Here is a 24,251-nt window from a genome sequence, read left to right on the forward strand (position 1 = left end):
CCGTAGTTTTTTTAAGATACTTTCATTATATAGCCATTATTTTACGTGATAAAAATCTATCGATAGGACGAGGATGCCCATGCAAAGTGGCAAAATTAAGCATTGGAATTCTGATAAAGGCTATGGCTTTATCGATGTCGACAATCAGAGTGAAGATGTGTTTTTTCACATAACATCCGTGCGAATGGCGCAGCCTATCAGCAATGGGCAGCGGGTTTATTTTAATAGTGAGCGCAATGACAAAAATCAATTGCGCGCCACCGAAGTCACATCGGATGAATTGAGTATTTTAGAGACGCCAGCATCCAATTCAGTGGCAAATTCAATGCATCGCAGCTCAGATAATGTTAATCAGAAAAACAATCAAAACCACATTAGCAAAAATAATCGTAGCAGCCAAAATAAGAAAAGCAGCTTCTCTACCCTATTCAGTTTGATTGCCATTATCGCTGTTGCGGTCTATTTCTTTACTGATTTGAAATCCAGTTTTTTTGCCGATAGCGCCCCATCTACTACTCTATCGCAAAATCATATTGAAACTGCCAGTAATTCAAATGCAGCAGCTATCACTGGTGATGCGCAAATAGATCAGACGCTTGTGCTTATCAAGCAAGGTGGACCCTTCCCTTATCCTAACAAAGACGGAACCACTTTCTATAATCGCGAAGGTAAGTTACCGGCGCAGTCGCAAGGCTACTATCGCGAATATACTGTACCCACACCTGCCGTTTCGCATCGCGGCGCACGACGTATTGTCACTGGTGGTCACCCACCAACCATTTATTATTTAACCCTTGATCATTATGACAGCTTTCAAAAACTGGAGGTGAAATAACATGACTCAAGCTATTTACTATGTAAATCAAAGCAGCATTGATCAAAACCTTGTTAAAGGTAAAAGCAGCAGAACGTCTGCTACTATTCCTGAACAAGCAATCGCTATACCTATAGAAGAGCGATTAGATAAAGAAACACTCTTAAGTAGCTTAGCGAAAGCCTGCGATTTCCCAAGTTGGTTTGGTCATAACTGGGATGCAGCGTGGGACTGCTTAACAGACAGTGATATCGAGCATTTGGTACTTGATTTAACAGCGGTTAAAAATATTAACACCGAAGATTTTAATGTCTTCAAAAGTATTATAGAAGATGCTTTTAAAGAATTTGGCAAACCACAGCTGTGGATTGTCGTGGCGTCTGATGATTTGTCTTAGTCGCCAGTAAGAGAAGAATCTAAATTCGAGATAAAAACAGATTTATCCCGAATTCAGGTTAATTTATATTTATAGAAAGGATTAACATATGGAAATCACCCTAAACGGCTATTACACCCTGATATTAGCCACATTAGTACTTTTGCTTGGACGCTTCTTAGTCAAAAGAATTAAGTTTTTAGAAGATTTCAATATTCCAGAACCAGTCGCAGGCGGTTTGGTCGCAGCGATTGTCGTTTATATTCTTAATATTGTTTGGGGCTATAGCTTTAATTTCCATCAAGGACTGCAAACAGCGACTATGCTGATGTTTTTTGCCTCTATCGGGCTTAGCGCTGATTTTGGTCGGTTAAAAGCAGGTGGCTCACCCTTGCTGATTTTCACCATTATCGTGTCTGTTTTTATCATTTTGCAAGACATCCTTGGTGTTGCAATGGCAAGCGCACTTGGGCTTGATCCTTTGCTTGGCTTGGTGACCGGTTCAATCGCTTTGACTGGTGGTCATGGTACTGCTGGTGCTTGGGGCATTACTTTAGAGGAGCAGTATGGTGTGGTTGGCGCGACGACGCTGGGTATCGCAGTTGCCACTTATGGTTTAGTAGCAGGTGGTATTATCGGTGGTCCTGTTGCCCGTCGCTTGATTAAAAAGCTTGGTCTCAAGCCTACAGCAGACAATCCAAACCCAAGTGATGTTGAAAAACTGGCAAGTGAGCAGTCGCTCTATAGCACCAAGCATAGCGAAGAGGAAGTTCATAGCAATAAGGAGATGTTTGAAAAGCCGGATAATATCCGTCTGATTACAGCATCGTCTACCATTGAATCATTGGCACTGTTTGCCGCAGCACTGGCGTTCGCTGATCTCATGACTTTGGTAGCGCAGGATACATGGTTTGAGTTACCGACCTTCGTATGGGCATTAGCAGGTGGTGTGATTTTGCGTAATACCTTAACCATGGTATTCAATTTTGATATGTTTGACCGTGCGATTGACGTCATCGGTAACGCTTCTTTGAGTCTTTTCTTAGCGATGGCTTTATTGTCATTAAAGCTGTGGCAATTGACAGATTTGGCAGGTCCGGTATTGATCATCTTATTGTCACAAACTGTTCTAATGATTGGCTATGCTTACTTTGTGACCTTCAAACTCATGGGAAAAGACTATGATGCAGCTGTCTTGTCAGCAGGACACTGTGGTTTCGGTATGGGTGCAACTCCTACAGCGATTGCCAATATGCAGGCGGTCACCGATCGTTACCTACCATCACATAAGGCATTTTTGATTGTACCTATGGTTGGTGCATTCTTCGTTGATATCGTTAACGCCACTATCCTGCAGATATTTACCAAATTGCCGTTTATGTGATTTGATAAATTAAAAAACTGTTTTATATACTCACAAAAAAACCGCCTAGCCAAAGCTAAGCGGTTTTTTTATTTCTGACTTATAAAACCAATTAATTAGAAATTACTGGTTTTTAGCATAGACAGGAAGCTCTTTACAGATCGCTTCTACTTTGCCACGGACTTCAGCAGTCACTGCTTCATCGCCACGGCTGTCAAGAACATCACAAATCCAACCTGCCAAATCACCTGCTTGTGCTTCGTTGAAGCCGCGAGTGGTAATCGCTGGTGTACCAATACGGATACCAGAAGTCACAAACGGAGATTTTGGATCGTTTGGTACGGCGTTTTTGTTGACCGTAATGTGTGCGTCACCCAACCATTTATCCGCTTCTTTACCAGTCATCTCTTGCTTAACTAAGCTGATAAGCATCAGATGGTTTTCAGTGCCACCAGAGATAATTTCATAGCCGCGATCTTGAATGACTTTTGCCATGGCTTGAGCGTTTTTAACCACTTGCTGCTGATAGGTTTTGAAGTTCTCTTCTAAGGCTTCTTTAAAGCAAACTGCTTTTGCCGCGATGACATGCATCAACGGGCCACCTTGGTTGCCTGGGAATACGGCAGAATTGAGCTTTTTAGCAAGTACTTCATCACGCGCCAAAATCATACCTGAACGTGGGCCACGTAAGGTTTTGTGCGTAGTCGTGGTCACTACATCAGCAAACGGTACTGGGCTTGGGTAAACACCGCCAGCGATAAGACCGGCAACGTGAGCCATATCGACTAGTAAGTAAGCGCCTACTTCGTCAGCGATTTCACGGAAACGCGCCCAATCAACTACTTGTGAATACGCTGAAAAACCAGCGATGATCATTTTAGGCTTATGCTCTTTTGCCAAGCTCTCAACTTGGTCATAATCGATAAGACCAGTGCCTTCAACCAAACCATACTGTACTGCATTGTAGTTTAGACCTGAGAAATTGATATGTGCGCCATGCGTTAAGTGACCACCAGCATCTAAACTCATGCCAAGTACAGTATCATTGGCTTCAAGCAATGCTAAAAAGACAGCAGAGTTTGCTTGGCTACCAGAGTGTGGCTGTACATTCACATATTCTGCACCAAACAATTCTTTTGCACGGTCGATAGCTAGTTGCTCAACGACGTCAACATGCTCACAACCACCGTAATAACGCTTACCAGGATAGCCTTCAGCGTATTTGTTGGTCAAATCAGTACCCTGCGCTTCCATCACTGCTTGTGAGCAGTAGTTTTCAGACGCGATCAATTCGATATGGTTTTCTTGACGAACGCTTTCTGCGGCCATCGCTTCAGCAAGTACTGGATCAAAATCTTTGATAGAGATATCTTTAAACATAGTAAAGTCCTAAGTGGTGACGTTTATTAGTAATAACGGTCGTTGAAAGAAGCGAGTAGCAAAAGAAGTTTGAAATAGGCAAGCAAAAGGCATGAGCTTATCATTAGCTTGCAGTTTTAAGGATAAATTCGATACTCTTTTGCATCGATATTCTCGCTAAAGTTTAAGTGTAACATGAAACTTTATGTTGCGAGCGCAAAAAAATATCAGCTTATTTTTAGTAGACGACAGGGCAAAATTCTCTATATTTAAATCTATTTTTTTCAGTAACTTATCAATATATCATCTAAATAGAAGCAGTAAATTCATTAAAATTTATTCACTAAAAACTTATCTGAATAATAAAGTGGAAAATAGTTGGCTAATTAATTGGTTGTTTTAATTTTCTGATAAAGTACTTAAATATCCAATTGTTTTTCACAGAACCGTGGCAAAAAGGTCTCACTAATGAGTAAAGAACGACCGTGCCAATCATAAAGCGTCTGCCGTTGCCAGCCATCTGCCGTATATTTGATACAGCGCTGATTGGGCAAGGTGCGACTGCGATTAAACAATACATAACCTATGGGTGTGCTTTTTAGTTGCTGTAGACGTCTGGCACTGCCTTTTAGACTTGATAACGGAAACAGGCTTTGCGCCTGTACCCATGGTAACTCGTCATTCCCGTATAAATATACCTCACGGACCCACGCCAGCCGTGGATGACTAAGCGCTGCCCCTTTGATACCCAATTGTTTTTTTTGTGCTAAAGACAATAACCGATAGCCCTCAAATCTGCGTTCTACGAGTAATGGCCGCCCAGCTTTTACCTCTAGCAAGGCAGTAAGAGAGCCTTCGGTATTTAACCAAGGTAATAGCTCAGTTGGAGGTGATGAATTGGTTGCGCAAGAAAGATGAAAGGTCATAGTTTACGGCTAATGTGTACTTTATTAAGTAGAAGATGGTTAAAAGATAAGGTTATTCATTGTTATGGAACATTGGCATATTATCAATATTAAACGGCAAAGCTTCAAATGCCTGCTCTCGATATTGCGACATCTGTAGCCGATCTTTGCGGCAAAAATCAGCAATCGCTGGCACAAAACGTGCATCATAAATACGGTGCAGTGAGTGGGTAGCTGTTGGAATAAAGCCACGAATCAGCTTATGCTCGCCTTGCGTTCCTGGGTCGAAATAGTGCAAACCTTGCTCGATCGCAAACTCAATACCTTGATAATAGCACAGCTCAAAATGCAAGCTATCATACTCACCAAGCGCTCCCCAATAACGACCGTACAAAGTTGCCGTTTTATTGTCAGGCTTATCATATAAAAACAGACTGCTCGCGATAATCTCACCGTTGGCATCAAGTGCTTGTGCGAGCATTAAATGCTCAGCCATATGTTGCGCTAATGCTTTAAAAAAATCCATGGTCAAATAAGGCTGCTGCCCACGTACCGCATAAGTCATTACATAGCAATGATAAAAAGTCTTCCAGTCGGACTCGGTAATGTCATCACCGCATTTTCGCTGGCACGTAATACCTTGCTCAGCGACTTTTCGCCGCTCAGCCCGAATGGTTTTGCGTTTTTTGGCTTTGAGCGTGGTCAAAAATGCTTCAAAATCTGTAAACAGCTGATTATTTTGAGTTAGATTTTTATTTTGCCATAAAAATTGGCAACCTTGACGCTCAAGTATCGGTAGCTCAATCGGTTTTGCCGTTACACCATTTGCTTGGTTTTTAAGCGCCATTTCTATATCAATATCAGTCGGCAGCGATGCGTTAGCGATAGCAGCCATCTCAGGTGTGACAAATAGCCCATGCCAGCCAGAAGCATCTACTTGCTGCGCAATATCATCCACCCCGGCAATGGCGGTCTTTATAATGTCAGCATCGAGCGTCTCACCTGCTGCCACCCATAAACGCTGCCCAGTAATAGGCGTATAAGGGGCGCTCGTTACCAAACGCGGATAATAGTCGAGACCATACTGCGCATAAGCTTGCGCCCATGAATGGTCAAATACAAATTCCCCTTGGTGATGACCTTTGATAAATACGGGCATCACGGCAACCGGCTGCTTCACCTTTATAGAAGCTTCTACAGAAGACAAATTTTTCTGTACTACAAAATCGTCATCGGCATCTACACGGTGCACCAATATATAAATAGGTAACCAGCCAGCTTCCTCGCCAATCGCGCCAGTGTCACTAAGCGCTTGCCAAAAGGCAAATGACATAAAAGGGGTGTCTGGCGTTTGCCACTCGCTTAGGCTTTGCCAACTGGTATCGTTGAGTAACGCATATTGTAAGGTCATAATCAGTACACTATTTTTTTGATAACTTTTCTTGATGTTATAGCCTAGCAAATTGCCATTTTTTTGCTGTCACGATTTGCAAAACTGTCATTAGCGTTTAAAAGCGGTGCAGTGCTATTTTTATAGAAACAAAAATTTGCTGCCATAGGTGATAAAAATTACTATTAAAAACAGGCAAATTACATGGAAAAGATGATATCCATCTTGATGACTGATAGAATAAGGGTATTATTAGCTTAATATAATTCATATAGATGAGATATGAGCGAAATAGTATACTTAGTTCAACATACGAGATTGACATCATATCGGATTTATAGTGGATGAACTATAATATATCGACTGTCATGTATCATCAGGCAGTGTTACCCAATCGTTCAACCCCTCTTTTGACGGTAAGCTTTTCATAAAGGTTAAAGCAGCTTCCAAAAGATATTTTTGCAAAATAAGGTCAACAAGCGGTCTCAAAACTATTTGAATGCGTCGAACCGTTTCAATATATTTTTGTATGATTGCAAAAGTGACACGCGATGTACTTAATTTAGCGCCATCGCCCATTATGGTATGAAGGCTGTATAAAGGTATTAAATAATATCCAAGCCTTACTCACTTCATTACTGACAACATAAAGGAATACTCTACTACAATGTCAAAAATTATTTATACAAAAACCGACGAAGCGCCAGCGCTTGCCACCGTATCATTCTTACCTATTGTCAAAGCATTCACTAAAACAGCAGGCATTGAAGTGGATACGACTGATATCTCAGTTGCTGCCCGTGTACTGGCTGAATTCCCTGAATTTTTAAGTGAAGAGCAACGCGTTCCTGACAACTTAGCTGAGCTGGGTCGTCTGACACAAGATCCAAACACCAACATCATCAAACTGCCAAATATCAGTGCCTCTGTTCAGCAGCTAAAAGCGGCGATTAAAGAGCTACAAGGCAAAGGCTACGCCATTCCTGATTTTCCAGAAGATCCACAAACGGATGAAGAGATAGCCATTCGTCAGCGTTACGGCAAAAGCCTAGGCAGCTCGGTGAACCCTGTACTGCGTGAAGGTAACTCAGATCGTCGTGCACCCAAAGCGGTCAAAAACTACGCGCGTAAGCATCCACATTCGATGGGTGAATGGAAGCAATGGTCACAAACTCATGTATCGCATATGCACAGTGGCGACTTTTATGCAGGTGAGCAATCTATCACTTTAGATAAAGCCCGTACCGTGCGCATGGAACGTTTAGCTGACGATGGTACTGTGAATGTCTTCAAAACAGGCATCGCTTTGCTTGATAAAGAAGTTATCGACCTTATGTTCATGAGCAAAAAAGCACTGCTTGAGTTCTATGAGCGTGAAATGGAAGACTGCCGTGAAGCGGGTATTTTATTCTCATTGCACGTAAAAGCCACGATGATGAAAGTATCGCATCCTATCGTCTTTGGTCATGCGGTTAAAACCTATTATAAAGATGCTTTCCAAAAGCACGGCGCTTTTTTTGATGAATTAGGCATCAACGTTAATAACGGTATGGCAGACCTATACGACAAAATCTCAACACTACCCGCATCAACGCGTGAAGAGATTGAGCGCGATTTACATGCCTGCCAAGTACATCGCCCACGTTTGGCGATGGTTGATTCCTCAAAAAGTATTACCAACTTCCATTCACCAAGTGATGTGATTGTCGATGCTTCTATGCCTGCTATGATTCGTAATGGCGGTAAAATGTGGGGTGCTGATGGCAAGCCCTATGATTGTAAAGCTGTCATGCCAGAATCTACCTTTGCTCGCATTTATCAAGAAATGATCAATTTCTGTAAATGGCATGGTAACTTCGACCCAACGACTATGGGCACGGTACCTAACGTCGGTTTAATGGCACAAAAAGCGGAAGAATATGGCTCGCATGACAAGACTTTTGAAGCGAGCGATGATGGTATAGCTCGTATTGTTGACGAAGAAACAAACGAGATTTTGCTTGAGCAGCGTGTTGAGAAGGGCGATATCTGGCGCATGTGTCAGGTCAAAGATGAGCCTATCCAAGATTGGGTAAAACTTGCGGTACGCCGCGCACGCGAATCTAATACGCCGGTTATCTTTTGGTTGGACCCATATCGTCCACACGAAAACGAGCTGATCAAAAAAGTCAACATGTATCTAAAAGATCATGATACGAGCGGTCTACATATCAAAACCATGTCACAAGTTCGTGCCATGCGTTATACCTTAGAGCGCGTTGCTCGTGGTCTTGATACGATTTCTGCTACTGGTAATATCTTGCGTGACTATCTCACTGACTTATTCCCAATTTTAGAATTGGGCACCAGTGCTAAGATGTTATCAGTCGTACCTCTTATGAAGGGCGGCGGTTTGTTTGAAACTGGCGCTGGTGGTTCAGCACCAAAGCATGTACAACAATTGTTTGAAGAAAACCACTTACGTTGGGATTCACTGGGCGAGTTCTTGGCATTAGCTGTATCGCTAGAGCATTTGGCACAGAATGATGGCAATGCTAAAGCCCAAATACTGGCTGACACCTTAGATAGAGCAACTGAAAAGCTGTTATTAAATGACAAGTCTCCATCACGCAAGACTGGTGAGCTTGACAACCGTGGCAGTCACTTCTATCTTGCGATGTATTGGGCACAAGAGCTTGCCGCTCAAGAGCAAGACGGCGAGCTTGCAGCACAGTTTGCGCCACTTGCGCAAAATCTTGAGAGTAATGAAGCGGCTATCATCAAAGAGCTGAATGATGCTCAAGGTAAGCCTATGGATCTCAAAGGCTATTACTTAGCAGATGAGGCATTGGTTGAGCAAGCAATGCGTCCAAGCACTTTGTTCAATAACGCAATTGCATCATTATAATTAACTCATCTTATAAAAGTTAATTTATAGAAGTGACATTGGCGTAAACAAAACACCCCAAATATCTTAGATTTTGGGGTGTTTTTTTGTCTGTTATTAATGAGAGCTTTTCATGTCAGATACTATTTATAGGAAATTATGTAAAGGATATCATTTTCTTAAGCATTCATATGTTTGATGATGGCTTTGCCAAACTCAGAGGTACTTAGTAAGGTGGCATCCGGCATCAAGCGTTCAAAATCATAAGTCACGGTTTTGTTTTTGATAGCACCTTGGATACCTTCTATGACCAAGTCAGCGGCCTCTGTCCAGCCCATATCACGTAGCATCATCTCAGCTGATAAAATAAGCGAACCTGGATTGACTTTGTTTTGTCCGGCGTACTTTGGCGCTGTACCATGCGTCGCCTCATATACAGCAATAGCGCCGCCCTTATTGGCACCGGGAGCGATACCGATACCACCGACTTGCGCGGCTAGTGCATCAGAGATGTAGTCACCATTTAGGTTCAATGTCGCAATCACTGAGTAGTCAGCAGAACGCATCAGGATTTGCTGCAAAAACGCATCAGCAATCACATCTTTAATCACAATCTTATTGCCAGTCTTAGGATTTGTCATCGTCATCCAAGGACCACCATCTAACAATTGAGCATCAAAGCGCTCAGCGGCAAGCTCATATCCCCACTCTTTAAAAGCGCCTTCGGTGAATTTCATGATATTGCCTTTATGCACAAGCGTCACACTGGGCAAGTCATTGTCGATGGCGTGCTGAATGGCTTTACAAATCAAACGCTGTGAGCCCTCTTTTGATACTGGCTTGATACCAATGCCACAATCTTCTGAAAAGCGAATCTGTGTCACGCCCATCTCTTCTTTTAAAAACTTAATGACTTTTTTGGCATCCTCACTGCCTGCTTTCCACTCGATACCGGCATAGATATCTTCTGAGTTTTCGCGGAAAATAATCATATCAGTCAACTCAGGATGTTGGACAGGACTTGGAACGCCTTCGAACCAACGTACAGGACGCTGACAAACGTACAAATCAAGCTCTTGTCGCATTGCCACGTTCAGCGAGCGCATACCACCGCCAACTGGCGTGGTCAGCGGACCTTTTATACTGATGACATAATCACGCAACACATCAAGCGTCTCTTCTGGCATAAATTCGCCGTCATAAATTTTAGACGCTTTTTCACCGCAATAGGTCTCCATCCAAACGATGGACTTTTTGCCTTTATAAGCTTTTTCAACTGCCGCATCAATCACTTCAATCATGACAGGTGTGATATCAACGCCGATGCCATCGCCTTCGATAAAGGGAATGATCGGATGATTTGGAATATTGAAGGATAAATCAGCATTTACGGTTATTTTTTCGCCGTTTATTGGTACGATAACCTTGTTATATGACATGAGGTGATACTCCTTGATAGGTATTATGTGTTTTAAGCGTCCTTGGCATTCTGTTATGCTAGCTGTTTTATCATGGTGATGACAGCATTATAAATGTTTGTACAATACGATAAACTTAAGGTAAAACACGCCTCTACCTTTAGGCTTTACTCGTATATTAATTCTTATAGTATATGTCCTGCTATCCGCCATTTTATTTTTGGGAAACGCTATTTTATGTCCAGCTCTAGCCTGATTTTGTTTAATAAGCCTTACGGAGTACAAAGTCAATTCCGTGATGACAGCAATAATGACCATACTACTCTATCAGAATATTTCACGGACAAGTCACTCCGTATCGCTGGTCGGCTTGATGCTACCTCAGAGGGGCTGCTGATTTTGACCAGTGATGGACGTATCAATAAAGCCATTACGCAGCCACCATCTACAAAAGGTTTTGCGCAAAACAAACAAAAACAAGGTAAGACTTATTTGGTGCAAGTAGAAGGCATGGTCACTGCTGTCCAATTAAAGGCGCTGGCGTCAGGCGTGGTCTTGAAAGACGGTAAGACATTGCCTGCCTCTGCAGTACTTGTCGATGAAGCCGACTTGCCGATTACATTATGGGAGCGCGATCCGCCTATTCGTGAGCGTAAAAATATCCCAACGTCATGGTTGATGCTGACTATTTATGAAGGCAAAAATCGCCAAGTGAGGCGTATGACTGCGCATGTAGGGCTGCCTTGCTTACGCTTGATACGCTGGTCAGTGGCAGGATTTGAGCTTGGAGAGTTGGGCGTTGGTGAGTTTGTACGCATTCATTTAAATAGTGAGCAATGCCGAAAACTTGGCGTCATAGGTTAGCTATAATAATACCTAAGTAAAGTTGTACTTAAGATAGCTTTTTTTATTTAAGCTCACTATATTACGACATCTTAAACATAGCGTCTCGAAAGAGTAAGATTTATCTGTTAACATTTAGCTATGTGCTCTATATGATTCGTATACTTTTTCGCTAAGCCTCTTGTTCAATTTATGGTAAGGATATGTCATGACTGCTTTTCATCGTTTGGCCTTGTTTGCTACTGGCGTGTCTGCTGCGCTATTAATAAGTGCTTGCCAGCCAGCATCAGATGATGTTGAGGTGAATGCAGTGCAAGACGATGCACCGGTCGTAGCAGAGCAAGTTGACAGCCATGAAGATATGGATGCTCACGATATGATGACTGCTGATACTACGCCAGATGAGATGCCAATGACGGACATATTTAAAGACTATACGAAGTCTATGACTGATATGCATAATGAGATGATGGTAGGTATGGCTTATAATGATCCTGATACAGCCTTTGCAAAAAGTATGCTTGGGCATCATCATGGTGCAGTAGATATGGCAAAGATTGAGCTTAAATACGGTAATGATGAGACGATGCGTCAACTTGCACAAGACATCATTGACTCACAGCAGCTTGAGATTGATATTATAAATAAATGGCTTGCTAGCCACCCTGATGCGCCCAAGCCCAAGCCCAATACCCAAGCAATGCAACAAGCTTATACGGCAGGCATGCAAGCCATGCATGACGACATGATGACTGACATTGCAAACCCTATACCAGACATGGCATTTGCACGTGGTATGCTGCCTCATCATCGCGGCGCGGTAGATATGGCAATGGTACAGCTCCAATATGGTACTGATAAGGAAATGCGTAAATTGGCACAAGACATCATTGATGCCCAGCAGCCTGAAATTATATGGTTACAAGAGTGGATTGCAAAAACGTTAGTTAATGCAGAAAAAGATGCAAGCAATGCTACCGATCAAGATACTTCTGCAAACCAGAAAGAAGCCGTAGAGGTTGCCAAAACCACAAAACCTAATGCTTAAATTTTAAGCGTATAACATAAAGCCCATACTAAGCATCATTGTTTAGTATGGGCTTTTTAATAGTTACTAATTTTATAGTAGCCACTATCTTTGTAGAGCACTCAACTACGTGTGATAGCCAAATCACTATGACTCGGCACCCTTCATCACATCTAACCAAGCACTTTCTGTTTTTAATTCATTTATCTTATTTTCATCATCTGTATTAGCCTTTGCTAAACGCAAGCTAATACTATGTGGAAAGACTTTATCTAAACCATCACTCTCATCTGTATCGATTTTCGGTACAACCTTAACCGTCATCAGCTCATCACGGCGAAACAAATGGCATTCAATGTCGTGTGATGCATCATTGAATAGTGCTAGTTGTTTGTTATCTGCTTTGATACCATCAATTGCGATAATAACATCATGTGCTGAGAGTCCAGCTTTTGCCGCGGCGCTCGCTCGCGCTACCTTACTGACCTTGAGTCCTATTGGCGTTTCAGTACATCTCATGCCCCACGGTACATGTTTATCAGCGGTCTCTTTGGTATTGCTATGTAACTGAATACCGTTAGCGGCTAACAACGATTTCAGAGGCAACTCTTCAACGCCATTAACATAGCAGCGCTCAAAATCTTCCCAATCCGCTAATGGCATAAACTGCCCAATAATAGTCCCCATATCGGCACTACTGATCCCGACGCGCTTTTTGTCATTTTGCTTCGCTTGTTCATAAAAAGCTTTGACCACATCAAATAAACGATAACGTCCCGCGCTCTTTTCTAGTAGCGTTAAATCCAGACATAACGCCACTAAAGCTCCTTTATTGTAGTAACTGATACCCGCATTGCCAGTATTTTCATCGTTGCGATACAGCTTAATCCACGCATCAAAGCTCGATTCTGCCACACTTTGCTGTGCGCGACCCGGCGTTTGGTGATAGCGATTAATTTGTTCTGCCAATAACTTTAGATAGCTTGCCTTATCAATCACTCCTGAGGCTTGCAGCATAAAATCGTCGATATAGGAAGTAAAGCCTTCAAATACCCATAGCAAAGGTGTAAAAGCTTCGCGGCGTAAATCCACATCTAGCATCACATCGGGACGAACTGTCTTGACCCACCACGCATGAAAATACTCATGACTACACAAGCCTAAAAATCGCTGATAATCACTACTTGGCATTGTTGGTTCATTGATACGAGGTAAATCACGGCGTGGGGTAATCAAACTGGTCGAATTGATGTGCTCCAAGCCGCCATAATCTTGCCCACTAGCATAAGTCATAAAAGTATAATCATTAAATGGCGCGTCACCCAACCAATTGAGATACGTCTGGCAGATCCGAGTTAGGTCTTGCTGCAATCGTCCCATATTGGCATTATGCTTACCTGCGAGGAAAAATTGATGGCTCAGCGTCTGATGCTGATTATCTTGAATGATAAAATCAAATTTCTCTTGTATCCCAATCTCAAACGGATAATCAATCAGTTCGTGATAGCTGTCCGCTTGTAAACTATATAAATTTTGCTCATCGCTTTGTAAGTATGTAGCTTTAAGTCCACACGCCAGTAATACTTGCTCTTTATTTTTATCAATAAAAAAGGCTGCGGGTACCATCAAGCTAACTTGGATTGGTGATTGCTCTTGCCCAGCAACTGCCAATGCCAGTGAGGTAAAATTGCCGTACAAGCGCTGCTGATCGACATAAGCCGTGCGCACCGATAAATCATAACAATATACTTCGTAATATACGCTTATCGTTTGCCCTGCTTTTGCATGTGGCAATTGCCATGTGTGCTTATCAGTTTTTTGCGCGCGATAACACTTAGGATCTTTATGATTCGCAATCTGGTTATCCGCTAACTCTTTATCCAATATCTCGTAATGTACAGCGGTGATATTTCGAGCAAATTCACGCATCAAATAACTACCCGGTATCCATGCCGGTAGCCATAAGCTTGGCGCGTCTGTATCTGCTGTAAACCTAAGCGTGACATCAACCAGATGCTCTAAAAAACGCTCAAAGTCGAATTGGTAGTTAATATTAGATGGCTGATTATCGGCAGCATGAGAGAGTGAAGTCATATTTTTTTATCCTTATAATTACTGCTATGGTAGAAGTCATTGCTCAAAAACGCAACTGGCGAACCTAAAACCAGCAAGGCAGTATTTGGTTAATATGCTAAAAACATGGATTATTCTGCTCAATTACACGATTAATTGGCATTTTTTGTTGTTTTAACCTTGAAAGTGATGGGAGTTATCGCAATTAAAGAGGCTAACTGCTAAAGTTACCCTAATAAACTGATGATAATTAACTGATGACGTGGCTATTTGGCTGGCTGATTGGCTTTTTTAGGTTTATTGCAACCGTATTTAATTTTTAATATCAACATATTTAGGATAATTTATGACTACTATCGCAAAAGACACTGCCGTCAAGTTCAACTACATGCTAAAAGACGACGAAGGTAATATCCTTGACCAATCTCCAGAAGGTCAACCACTTGCTTATTTGCATGGTCACAGTAATATCATCCCAGGTCTAGAGCAACAACTAGAAGGTAAATCTGCTGGCGAAAGAGTTAATGCTGTTGTTGAGCCTGCTGACGGTTACGGCGAATATCAAGAACAAGCGGTACAACATGTACCACGTGACAACTTCCAAGGCGTTGAAGATATCCAGCCTGGTATGCAGTTTCAGTCAGAAGCTGGTGGTCAAGTGATGCTAGTTACTGTTACTGCCGTCAGTGACAAAGAAGTGACTGTTGATGCAAACCATCCACTAGCTGGCAAGCGTTTGACTTTTGATGTTGAAATCCAAGAAGTACGTGCTGCTACTGAAGATGAACTAAACCACGGTCATGTACATGGCGCAGGTGGCGTTGAACACTAATATCTTATAGATTATTGTGCTAGATGCATAAGCAATGAGTGATGAAGCCCATCCTTTGTTGCAAAGGGTCAGTAGATTTTTCTATTGACCCTTTTTTATGAGCAAATTTAAAGGTTTTTATTTGCACTTACTTAATATTAAGACCTTTAAAGTATCACAAAGCCCAGACGTAACAAAGCCGCATAATGACTAGCATTATGCGACTTTTATTACCAACCATCCATGTTACTGTCATTCAATACTTAATCCCGAAGTATTTTATAACGGTCGGGCATCCAGCCCTATCATCCCTAATCAGCAAACTACCTATCCCTTATGCGACTTTCCAGATACCAATCCCTAGTACCTCTGAACCTTTCAGTTCAATCGTGCCGTAGATGTATAATCGCAGATTGACCCATACTAAGTAAGAGGTCTAAACGTCAATCCTTGTAAGCATATGCTTACGTACAATTTTCGTAAAGTTTGGGCAGCTGAATAAATAATAGTCTACAATAATTTTTATAGCTTTTCTTCAGGACTGCTCAGCTTTGTTGGCTCAGCACTGAGCATAATATAAGCCGCTTCATTAATGAAAGCTTCATCTTCTGGTAGCTCTGGGCGCTCAGCAGCCTTCATCTGACTGCGCTCTTCAAACTTTGCATCCATTGCCGCTTGATAAGTATTCCAGTTGGCATAAGGACGCTCACCAGTTGCAATCTGACGCTTGTTCTCAGCCTCTAGGGAGCGTTTTTCTATTAGCTGCATTTTGGCACGGCGTTTATTGATATCGAGCGCAACTGGTTTTTTCTCATCTTCCATATTACGGATATCATTGAGCGTTGATAAATAAACGAACTGCGGATTTTTTTGTTGGCGGATTTTCGACTGTTGGTTAAGAGTCGCCAAGGTATTCGACGTGAATTTACCTTCGGGCTTATACGGTGCAGTCTTAATTGTATCCCAAGGCAGCGCCTTTTTCTGTGCGCGCTCGCCAAAGGTTGCATCGTCATAGATGTTGACCAATTCAATATCAGGGACCACGCCTTTATTCTGCGTACTACCACCGGTGATACGATAGAATTTACGCTGCGTTAATGTCGCAGAACCAAGCGCCAAGCTGTCTAATTGGATTTGCGCTGAGCCTTTGCCTGTTGTAGTACTACCGACTACCAAGCCACGTCCATAATCCTGAATAGCGGCGGCAAAAATTTCACTTGCTGACGCAGATGCAAGATTGGTCAAAACGACTACCTTACCATCATATAGCTGCTCACCACCGTCATCATCACGGTAGACTTGAATATTGCCACGATTATCACGAATCTGTACTAGCGGACCACTCTTAATAAAGAAGCCAAGCATCTTGGCAACTTCATCTAGTGAGCCACCTGGATTATTGCGCAAATCAACGACCAAGCCATCGATATTCTTTTTATTTAACTCTTTCAATGCTTTTTCGGTATCGATACTGACACTACGATAATCTTCACCATTACGGCGGGCTCGGTAGTTCAAATAAAAACTTGGTATTTCAAGAACACCGATACGTTTCGGAGTTTTATCGATATTTGGACGCTGAACTTCAACAACACGCTGAGTGACGCCTGATTCTTCTTGTGCAATAATATCTCGAACCACAGTCACATTACGAGCACTGGCATCAGGGGTATTAGGCTGACGAACTTTAATCGTCACCGATGTACCGCGTTTACCACGAATCAAACTGACGATTTCACGGGTTGACCAGCCGACCACATCAGTCATAGTCTCGCCATCTTTGGCAATACCAATAATTAAATCGTTAGGCTTAATTTGACCGGATTTAGCTGCCGGACCGCCATCGACTAAGGTCACAATACGCGTATAGTCTGGGTTTTTACGGTCAGGGCGGATAGATACCCCAATCCCTTCTAACTGTAGGCTAGATTGTATTTGCAGCTCATTGGCTTGAATTGGCGCGTAATAATTACTGTGAGGATCGTAGGTCAGCATCGCCGTGTTTAAAATGGTTTCCATAATCTCATCATCTTTGAGACGGGTAAATTGCTCTTGCTGACGAGATAAGCGATTCAGTAAAATCTCACTTGGCGTGCGCTCATCATTACGGACCAAATCTTGACCACGCGTGATATCCGGGTTGTCTAAAAAGACTTTTTCTTTTGCTTTTTCGTCTTCCTTACCCAAAGTAATACTCATCAACTGAAACTTCAACTGACTTGCCCAATAGTCGCGCTGCTCTTTTTTGGTTTTAAAATGATTGAGTTTTTCACGGTCAAGGACAATGTTATCCTTGCTGGTCAAATTGATATCCGTTTTTAGCATCTTTTTTGCCATGGCAAAATACTCATTTGAGCGTTTACGATAGCGCTCAAATACTTCTACCCCAGCAGACAAATCACCACGCTTTAAACGCGCACCAAATTCATCGGCATACTTTTTCTTAAACTCATCGACATCAGATTGCAAAAACAACGTATGGTTTGGATCGAGACTATCGATATACATAGACAAAATCTCACTACCAGTCGCTGTATCCAGTGGCTGATTAAGATAATGACTGCGATCCAGCAATGCCGCTACTTGGCGCGTGGTAACCTGTTGCTCAGGCGTCTGTTTAAAACCTTCGGTATTGGTATCAGCTACTGCGGTGCCGTAGCTCTGGGTAAGAATTAAACCTGCGATGCCCACTGACGCTGCACTGAGTAACCACTGTGCTGGTTGTTTTTTCATCATATCTACCTAATTATTTTAAGTGAAAAGTATGCTCTGTTTTTAGCAAAATCAAAAAATATCTATAAATGGCTGTCCATAAAATCCAGCTATTTTTACTCTCTTATATTTAACACTAAACCATGCGTTACGCTAGCACTAAAAGCTTATATGTGCGTAAGGATTATGTTGGTTTTATCGTTAAAAAACCATTCAATACTAGCATGGGCATGAATATAGCTCTGTCTCAAACTGTATAAACAATCTTACACGCTGCGCGCGCTCATACCAAGTTTCCTACTACATAAACCAGACGTATCCATTTAACGAATATCGGTCAATGTATTAAAATGCCTTCAAATGAATTCCCGTGATACATTATGCTAGACTCGCAATCACTGTCATAATAAGCCCCTGATAGCGATGAATGATAGATGTCATTTCTTATGACTTTTTAGTTTACCGTAGCATATAACAATATATAACCTCATAAGGATCACGCAATGTATGGCGTTTTGATGATTGATATCGATAGTACCGCGCTGACGGCTGAAGATGTCAGCTTAATTAGACAAGCACAAGTTGGTGGGGTCATATTATTCGCCAGAAACGTCACCGATGCCGCCCAAGTGCGCGCGCTGTGTGACGACATACGTTGTCACAACGCTGACATTCTGATTGGGGTCGATCAAGAAGGCGGACGCGTTGCCAGATTGCGTAACGGTTTTACGCCACTGCCAGCGATGAGAAGACTTGGTGAGTTATTTAACCAAGACCCCAATCGTGCTCTAGACTGTGCATATGATTGTGGCTATTTAATGGCGGCAGAAGTATTAGCAGTGGGCATTGATTTGAGCTTTGCACCGGTGCTCGATAGAGATGGTATCAGCCAAGTTATCGGTGATCGCAGCTTCCACCATGAGCCGCAAGCTATCACTGCTTTGGCAGCACAGTTTATGCGTGGTATGAAAGCCGCTGGCATGGCAACCACGGGTAAGCATTTCCCTGGTCACGGTGCAATAGCCCCCGACTCGCATGTTGCTGAAGCCATCGATGATCGTAGTTTAGATGAGATTATGAACAGTGATATGCAGCCATTTGCGCAAACGTTGCCTTGGCTTGATGCTTTGATGCCAGCACATGTGATTTTTTCGCAAGTAGATAATAAACCAGCGGGTTTTTCTAAGATTTGGCTCAAAGACATTATTCGTGAGCAGCTAAATTTTGACGGGGTGTTGTTTTCTGATGACTTGTCTATGGCAGGGGCAAAAGCTGCGGGTGATGTCAGTGCGCGCGTCAAAGCAGCGATCGAAGCTGGCTGTGATATTGCTTTGGTCTGTAATGACCGTGTCGCGGCTCATGAAGCAGCAAAAGCGGCGCAAGAGCTACCCTATCCCAATCAAAAACGTATCAAAACCATGTGTGGACAGATACCCGCTTGGCAAGGCGACCTTGAATCGACTTGTCAGCAGTTTGATTATTGGCAACAAGCAAAAGAGAATATCTCACAGACGTTTTTTCCTACTCAATCAGACTCTAAGGCATCCACTAATCTTGAGCTAAAAGACCCAACCAGTTACATCTAATAGGTAGCAATCAAGTTAATTTGATATGACAAGCTAGACACAATAAAAACCGCACCTTGATTAAGATGCGGTTTTTCTGATTTATAGTTTAATTCAATGTATCTTAACGCTTCGCTTAATTGGTTGCGGCTGGATCCAATGCCGTACCACGGCTAGCATCATCAGCATCTGGCATTAAATCATCGTTGTCGCTGTCTAATGGATTTAGGTCTGGATCAAGCGCATTACTATTAATCGCTAAGCCATCATTGGCCATAGTCGTTTCGTCATAGACCACAAACTCGATACGGCGGTTAAGGAAACGACCTTGGTCTGTCGTATTGTCCGCTATAGGATCGGTCTCACCCATACCTTTGGTCATAAGCTTACTCGGATCAACACCTTGCGCGACCAAATATGCCTTCATAGCCTGCGCACGCTCTTCTGATAGCTTTAGATTATAAGCAGCATCCGCTGTTTTGTCAGTGTGACCAATAATCATCAGTGTCATATTGGGCACTTGCTCCATTAGCTTCACAGCGCGATCTAATAGCGCTTTATTGGCGTCAGGAATCACCGCTTTATCTACTTCAAAATTGACCACTTGTAGACTTAAGGCGCGAGCGACATCACGAGGATCGGGGTTCTGACCCAAGTTATCCATTGCCGCCTCAGACGCTGTTAAGCTATCAGCAATCTCAGTTTGCTCATTCAGTGGACCTTCAGCAATAACTGTCATCGCTGGCGCAGCAGCTTGTAAATCCGATACCAATTTGGTTAAAGCGGCAGTATCAGCAGCATTGACCGTAATCGTATCGCCTTTAACCAACATACTGGCATTTGGGACGTTTTTGAAAATAGGCAAAATAGTCGCGAGCTGCGCAGTTGCTGGCATATCTATTGAGAAATTATCATCGACATCTGCACGGCAATTATTGGCGGCATCACCAAACACGCCAGTCAGCGCAGTCATGACATTGCTCTGTAGCGTGTCATTACCCACATCCATACGGCATGCATATAGCTCACTATTTTCACCAGTAGCAATACGCAAGGATGCTGGTGTAATATCACCTGCAACTGCCTGCCCATCACTATCCGCGGCTTGTTGCTCTGTCACAACAGGCTTGCCGACCGGCTCAGGCTTATCTTGACAGCCTCTTAATAGCGCCCAAGCTAAAGCCCCTAAAATAATCAATCCGATAATAGGTAGCAGCGCCTTCATAAAGCTGCCATCTTTTTCTGCTTCGCGCTGTAGCGGCGCGGTGCTCACAGTATCTGATATATGCGTACCAGTAGAAACAGGAGCAGCAGCAATCACGCCAACAGGCAATACAGCCTTTGCCCATACGGGAATATGACGCTGATAACTGTCAATATTTTCGTTTAAAAATTGCGGTACTGGAGTCGTACCTGCAAAACTTTTGATTTCATGATAAGCAAGCGGGGCTGCCATGGCAATTAAGCCACGAGCAGCCGTAACATCGACGTTATGCTTACCGGCAAGCTCGCGAGCGATTTGATCGCGATGTGCGTCTTCTGTCCATACACGATCATAAAAACCTTGATCATCACGAGCAATCGTTTCATTGGCAAAACGGTCATGGGTCTGATTGTTTGCTAGACGCGCCGCAAAAATAGCATAGAACTGTTCAAGTAAGTTTTTCTTGGCAGGATTGTGATCGTCTCCAAGTACCGCTGGACTGACTGTCCGTGTCAAATGACTGATAATATCCATAGCATCCTTCCTCAATTCATCATTATTTTATGTGACTTGTTTTATATCGTTTACGCGCTCAAAAAAAAGCGCGTTATGTCAGTGCTAATCTATAACAGTAGTAATCTAAAATTTAATCGTCTGAAATAACACCTAGCCACGCTATAAAGTGGGCAATGACCAGATTCAGCTTTCGTCATTATAAAAGTATTAAGAAGGCGTTCACAATCAACGCGCTGTTGTGCAAATGCTACAATAAGTAATATTTCAGTTGTTACTCGTAACTATGATGCCTATAAAGTAAAAATTGCCAATCTATATTCAGCTCAACGTTAAATTTCACTATTAGAACAGTGCCAATCAAATATTGCCTAAAAAACTGCTTATTAGTGGAAACAAAAAAGTGCCTTATAAAATATAAGGCACTTTTTAACGTTTTATAGTCTTTAAAAATGATAGTGACTTATCTTCTGACTTGAGCAGGTTCAACCACAATGACATTGTTTGCCATGTCATCAACTTCAGATAAAGAGATAGAGCCATTTGAACCTGAAGGCGCGCTATTAAAATTATTAGTATTATTATTTCTGACAGGTGCTGGCATCACACTATCGTTGGTCTCATCGTCTGGTGCTTGATATTCCACATTATTAGCGCTGTTGTTAGCATTGTTATTGACAGGCGCATTCTCAAATTGATTATTAAAATTATTGGTCGCCATACCTTGTTGCTCCACGATACCATTATTCATATCATTAGGGTTGCTAGGTAATGGTAGTGGCGCAGTACTCTCAATCATCATCGATGGTAGCAATGTACGCATATCTGTCATTAAGCGCTGTAGCTGCATAGCATCTGGCGCCTCTACCGTGATGCGATCATTCTGTAATTGTAAGCGCGCAAACGGCGCTGCTCTCAATAATGTTAGCACATTAGGTAATACCTCTATTGGCATATTGGCAACGCTGCTTGCAACGCCTTCTTTGACAGTTAACTGACACATCCTTGCCTGCTCACCAAAGCTAGTATTGAGCGCCTGTTGTAATAGGCTTTGTAGCGCGACATCGCCCACTGACCCACTACAAGTATAAAGACTGCCATTGTTATCCACCCCAACTATGAGCTCAATTGGCGTTACCACTTGTACTGGCGGTTCAATCACAGGCGGTACGACAACTGGCGCTGTCACCGCAGCTTCTACTGGCAGCGTGTCATTTGGCTTGATCAATAATGCCCACACAAGTCCAATAGCGGTCACTGCCCCTAGTAATACAAATGTCCATAGCAACATATCATTACGTTGATTACGGGTACGTGTTTTTTCGCGGCGTAGGCTGCTATTTTCTGCCAAATGATGCTCTGCTGGACTGACATGAATCGAATCAGTGCTGAGACGCTCATCTAAAGTTGGTATCGGCGATTCTGCTGTGAAACTCGGTGAAGCGATAATATCGACAGCGGCGGGCTTGTAGTTATTCAAAGCAACAGCTGGTATCACAGTCCCTGCCAATATTCTCTGGCTCTGAAACAGCTCATCATCAGTATGCTGCGGCGCGCCAATGATAGGTGCGGACCATATCGGCAAATAAGGGCGCAATGAGGCTTGTTCACCTTGCAAAAAGGCTGGCAAAAATTGTCCATTAGCCAGTATTTTTAACTCTTGATAGGCCAGTGGCGCGGCATTCATTAGCAGCTGCATCGTCGTAAACTCATCAATATGATGGGTCGATGCCAGCTCTTGAATCATCAACCGACGTAAGCTTGCGGTGTGCCAAAGTTGCTCAAATAATGGCGGTTGTGCGACATTTTCAGTGATAACAGTGGCATCAATACGCAATAACTGTGAGTAAATATGTGGCAATGCCAAACGCGATGCCAAAATCGCATAAAATTGTTCCAGTAAGCTGACATGGGAGACGCTACCATTGTTACCCAATATAGCTGGGGTCACCGTTTGCTCTAGTTGATCGATGATACTCATAAGTTACTGCCTCTGTCAGCGTTAATGTTACATATATAGTCGATATATTTTGATTGGTCATAGCATCAGTCGTTACTGTCAGTATACGAAGCATTACTCACTGTCACTCGTACGATGTTATATTATTCAATATAAACAAGCATTAAAGCACAATTTTGTCCCATATTGGTTTTTGCATGATAATCGCTGCTACTATTATTAAGATGAATACGTAACTGTTTATTATTCATATTTGGATGACAATAACCAACACAACCTATGTTATAAGTATTGCCTTACTTATCACTGCTATCTATCAGACCCAACCTAAGGACTATCCTTTGTTTAACCAGACGACGCTTATCATTATTATTACGGTTATTGTCAGTCTATTGGCGTGGCAAAACAAAGCAGTGTTTAATCGACTGATTTTTTATCCCCCAGCAGTGAACAATGGTCAATGGGATCGCTTTGTGACTCATGGATTTATCCATGCTGATAGCATGCACTTGCTCTTTAATATGTTCACTTTATACTTTTTTGGTCGTGCCATTGAAGGCTTATACCAGAAGTTTTTGTTCGGTTATGGCTTTCTGCTTTTCTATGTACTGGCTATTATTGTTGCGATGATTCCAAGTTATATTAAGCATAAGCAAAGTGCCAGCTATTTAAGCCTTGGCGCATCAGGCGGTGTCTCTGCTGTATTGTTTGCGTTTATATTGCTTGCTCCTTGGGAAAAAATCTATCTGTTTGCGATCATCCCTATTCCCGCTATCTTATTTGCAGTAGCCTACGTCGCTTACAGTATCTATTCTGATAAACGCGGCGGCTCAAACATCAATCATATGGCCCATATGTGGGGTGGCGCATTTGGGGTGATAGCCACCATCATTTTAGAGCCAAAAGTACTACCACATTTTCTAAATGCGCTGTTGTCACCTGGGTTTTGAAAAAATTGACTGAAAATAGCAGTAACGAATCAAGTAAACGCGGATAACAGTGGCTATTATTTTCATAAAACCGCTTTTTACGCCCTTTTATATTTAAGATTT

The 24,251-nt window shown here is 42.5% G+C and carries 17 protein-coding genes; 9 read left to right on the forward strand and 8 right to left on the reverse strand.

Annotated elements, in window-relative coordinates:
- Window positions 1-73 precede the first annotated feature (73 nt).
- From JMX75_RS02835 to gltS, 3 genes are all read left to right on the forward strand, one after another.
- Window positions 74-835 (forward strand): ribonuclease domain-containing protein, encoded by a 762-nt coding sequence (locus JMX75_RS02835; RefSeq protein ID WP_201530862.1) that lies wholly within the window; start codon window positions 74-76, stop codon window positions 833-835.
- A gap of 1 nt (window position 836) precedes the next feature.
- Entirely contained in the window at window positions 837-1,211 is a 375-nt protein-coding gene (locus JMX75_RS02840; RefSeq protein WP_201530864.1) for a barstar family protein, read from the forward strand.
- 88 nt (window positions 1,212-1,299) lie between these two features.
- Window positions 1,300-2,574, forward strand: a complete 1,275-nt coding sequence (gltS, locus tag JMX75_RS02845) for a sodium/glutamate symporter (RefSeq protein ID WP_011512689.1) — start codon at window positions 1,300-1,302, stop codon at window positions 2,572-2,574.
- 102 nt (window positions 2,575-2,676) lie between these two features.
- Here gltS and glyA read toward each other — a convergent pair whose 3' ends face one another.
- The 3 genes from glyA to JMX75_RS02860 all read right to left on the reverse strand — a co-directional run bounded on the left by glyA (window position 2,677) and on the right by JMX75_RS02860 (window position 6,228).
- A complete protein-coding gene (gene glyA / locus JMX75_RS02850) occupies window positions 2,677-3,933 on the reverse strand; it encodes a serine hydroxymethyltransferase (RefSeq protein WP_011512688.1) in 1,257 nt (418 codons plus the stop codon).
- Between the two features lie 398 nt (window positions 3,934-4,331).
- Window positions 4,332-4,838, reverse strand: coding sequence for a chorismate--pyruvate lyase family protein (locus JMX75_RS02855; RefSeq protein WP_201530866.1), 507 nt, complete (start codon window positions 4,836-4,838; stop codon window positions 4,332-4,334).
- Between the two features lie 52 nt (window positions 4,839-4,890).
- On the reverse strand, window positions 4,891-6,228 hold the full coding sequence (locus JMX75_RS02860) for a GNAT family N-acetyltransferase (RefSeq protein WP_201530868.1): 1,338 nt from the start codon (window positions 6,226-6,228) through the stop codon (window positions 4,891-4,893).
- A 646-nt stretch (window positions 6,229-6,874) separates the two neighbouring features.
- On the opposite strand from JMX75_RS02860, the gene JMX75_RS02865 reads away from it, so the two are divergent.
- Window positions 6,875-9,094 (forward strand): NADP-dependent isocitrate dehydrogenase, encoded by a 2,220-nt coding sequence (locus JMX75_RS02865; protein ID WP_201530870.1) that lies wholly within the window; start codon window positions 6,875-6,877, stop codon window positions 9,092-9,094.
- Between the two features lie 158 nt (window positions 9,095-9,252).
- Here the strand turns inward: JMX75_RS02865 and icd are convergent, their stop codons facing one another.
- Complete coding sequence (icd, locus tag JMX75_RS02870) at window positions 9,253-10,512, reverse strand: NADP-dependent isocitrate dehydrogenase (protein ID WP_201530872.1); 1,260 nt, start codon at window positions 10,510-10,512, stop codon at window positions 9,253-9,255.
- Between the two features lie 216 nt (window positions 10,513-10,728).
- Here icd and JMX75_RS02875 point away from each other — a divergent pair, with 216 nt between their 5' ends.
- Together JMX75_RS02875 and JMX75_RS02880 are read left to right on the forward strand one after the other, a co-directional pair.
- Window positions 10,729-11,355, forward strand: a complete 627-nt coding sequence (locus JMX75_RS02875) for an rRNA large subunit pseudouridine synthase E (RefSeq protein WP_020442669.1) — start codon at window positions 10,729-10,731, stop codon at window positions 11,353-11,355.
- Between the two features lie 187 nt (window positions 11,356-11,542).
- Complete coding sequence (locus tag JMX75_RS02880) at window positions 11,543-12,382, forward strand: DUF305 domain-containing protein (RefSeq protein WP_201530874.1); 840 nt, start codon at window positions 11,543-11,545, stop codon at window positions 12,380-12,382.
- A 126-nt stretch (window positions 12,383-12,508) separates the two neighbouring features.
- Here the strand turns inward: JMX75_RS02880 and JMX75_RS02885 are convergent, their stop codons facing one another.
- Window positions 12,509-14,455, reverse strand: coding sequence for a M61 family metallopeptidase (locus JMX75_RS02885; protein WP_201530875.1), 1,947 nt, complete (start codon window positions 14,453-14,455; stop codon window positions 12,509-12,511).
- Window positions 14,456-14,780: 325 nt separating this feature from the next.
- Here JMX75_RS02885 and JMX75_RS02890 point away from each other — a divergent pair, with 325 nt between their 5' ends.
- Window positions 14,781-15,266, forward strand: a complete 486-nt coding sequence (locus tag JMX75_RS02890) for an FKBP-type peptidyl-prolyl cis-trans isomerase (RefSeq protein WP_201530877.1) — start codon at window positions 14,781-14,783, stop codon at window positions 15,264-15,266.
- A gap of 501 nt (window positions 15,267-15,767) precedes the next feature.
- On the opposite strand, the gene JMX75_RS02895 is transcribed toward JMX75_RS02890, so the two are convergent.
- A complete protein-coding gene (locus JMX75_RS02895) occupies window positions 15,768-17,978 on the reverse strand; it encodes a carboxy terminal-processing peptidase (protein ID WP_149408881.1) in 2,211 nt (736 codons plus the stop codon).
- Window positions 17,979-18,460: 482 nt separating this feature from the next.
- Between JMX75_RS02895 and nagZ the strand changes: the two genes are divergently transcribed.
- Window positions 18,461-19,543 carry a beta-N-acetylhexosaminidase gene (gene nagZ / locus JMX75_RS02900; RefSeq protein WP_201530879.1) on the forward strand — a complete coding sequence of 361 codons (1,083 nt, stop codon included), beginning with the start codon at window positions 18,461-18,463 and terminating at the stop codon, window positions 19,541-19,543.
- A gap of 115 nt (window positions 19,544-19,658) precedes the next feature.
- Here nagZ and JMX75_RS02905 read toward each other — a convergent pair whose 3' ends face one another.
- Together JMX75_RS02905 and JMX75_RS02910 are read right to left on the reverse strand one after the other, a co-directional pair.
- Entirely contained in the window at window positions 19,659-21,260 is a 1,602-nt protein-coding gene (locus JMX75_RS02905; RefSeq protein WP_201530881.1) for an OmpA family protein, read from the reverse strand.
- A gap of 442 nt (window positions 21,261-21,702) precedes the next feature.
- Window positions 21,703-23,220, reverse strand: a complete 1,518-nt coding sequence (locus tag JMX75_RS02910; protein WP_201530883.1) for a hypothetical protein — start codon at window positions 23,218-23,220, stop codon at window positions 21,703-21,705.
- A 320-nt stretch (window positions 23,221-23,540) separates the two neighbouring features.
- Here JMX75_RS02910 and JMX75_RS02915 point away from each other — a divergent pair, with 320 nt between their 5' ends.
- Window positions 23,541-24,149 carry a rhomboid family intramembrane serine protease gene (locus JMX75_RS02915; RefSeq protein WP_201530885.1) on the forward strand — a complete coding sequence of 203 codons (609 nt, stop codon included), beginning with the start codon at window positions 23,541-23,543 and terminating at the stop codon, window positions 24,147-24,149.
- Window positions 24,150-24,251: the final 102 nt, after the last annotated feature.

The organism is Psychrobacter sp. LFX-11D (assembly GCF_904846475.1).
In the GTDB taxonomy this organism is placed as follows: Bacteria; Pseudomonadota; Gammaproteobacteria; order Pseudomonadales; family Moraxellaceae; genus Psychrobacter; species Psychrobacter cryohalolentis.

Excerpts from the sequence above, each read along its gene's own strand:
- JMX75_RS02835 (WP_201530862.1), top strand. The coding sequence starts at position 74 with ATGCCCATGCAAAGTGGCAAAATTAAGCATTGGAATTCTGATAAAGGC.
- JMX75_RS02840 (WP_201530864.1), top strand. The coding sequence starts at position 837 with ATGACTCAAGCTATTTACTATGTAAATCAAAGCAGCATTGATCAAAAC.
- gltS (WP_011512689.1), top strand. The coding sequence starts at position 1,300 with ATGGAAATCACCCTAAACGGCTATTACACCCTGATATTAGCCACATTA.
- glyA (WP_011512688.1), bottom strand. The coding sequence starts at position 3,933 with ATGTTTAAAGATATCTCTATCAAAGATTTTGATCCAGTACTTGCTGAA.
- JMX75_RS02855 (WP_201530866.1), bottom strand. The coding sequence starts at position 4,838 with ATGACCTTTCATCTTTCTTGCGCAACCAATTCATCACCTCCAACTGAG.
- JMX75_RS02860 (WP_201530868.1), bottom strand. The coding sequence starts at position 6,228 with ATGACCTTACAATATGCGTTACTCAACGATACCAGTTGGCAAAGCCTA.
- JMX75_RS02865 (WP_201530870.1), top strand. The coding sequence starts at position 6,875 with ATGTCAAAAATTATTTATACAAAAACCGACGAAGCGCCAGCGCTTGCC.
- icd (WP_201530872.1), bottom strand. The coding sequence starts at position 10,512 with ATGTCATATAACAAGGTTATCGTACCAATAAACGGCGAAAAAATAACC.
- JMX75_RS02875 (WP_020442669.1), top strand. The coding sequence starts at position 10,729 with ATGTCCAGCTCTAGCCTGATTTTGTTTAATAAGCCTTACGGAGTACAA.
- JMX75_RS02880 (WP_201530874.1), top strand. The coding sequence starts at position 11,543 with ATGACTGCTTTTCATCGTTTGGCCTTGTTTGCTACTGGCGTGTCTGCT.
- JMX75_RS02885 (WP_201530875.1), bottom strand. The coding sequence starts at position 14,455 with ATGACTTCACTCTCTCATGCTGCCGATAATCAGCCATCTAATATTAAC.
- JMX75_RS02890 (WP_201530877.1), top strand. The coding sequence starts at position 14,781 with ATGACTACTATCGCAAAAGACACTGCCGTCAAGTTCAACTACATGCTA.
- JMX75_RS02895 (WP_149408881.1), bottom strand. The coding sequence starts at position 17,978 with ATGAAAAAACAACCAGCACAGTGGTTACTCAGTGCAGCGTCAGTGGGC.
- nagZ (WP_201530879.1), top strand. The coding sequence starts at position 18,461 with ATGTATGGCGTTTTGATGATTGATATCGATAGTACCGCGCTGACGGCT.
- JMX75_RS02905 (WP_201530881.1), bottom strand. The coding sequence starts at position 21,260 with ATGGATATTATCAGTCATTTGACACGGACAGTCAGTCCAGCGGTACTT.
- JMX75_RS02910 (WP_201530883.1), bottom strand. The coding sequence starts at position 23,220 with ATGAGTATCATCGATCAACTAGAGCAAACGGTGACCCCAGCTATATTG.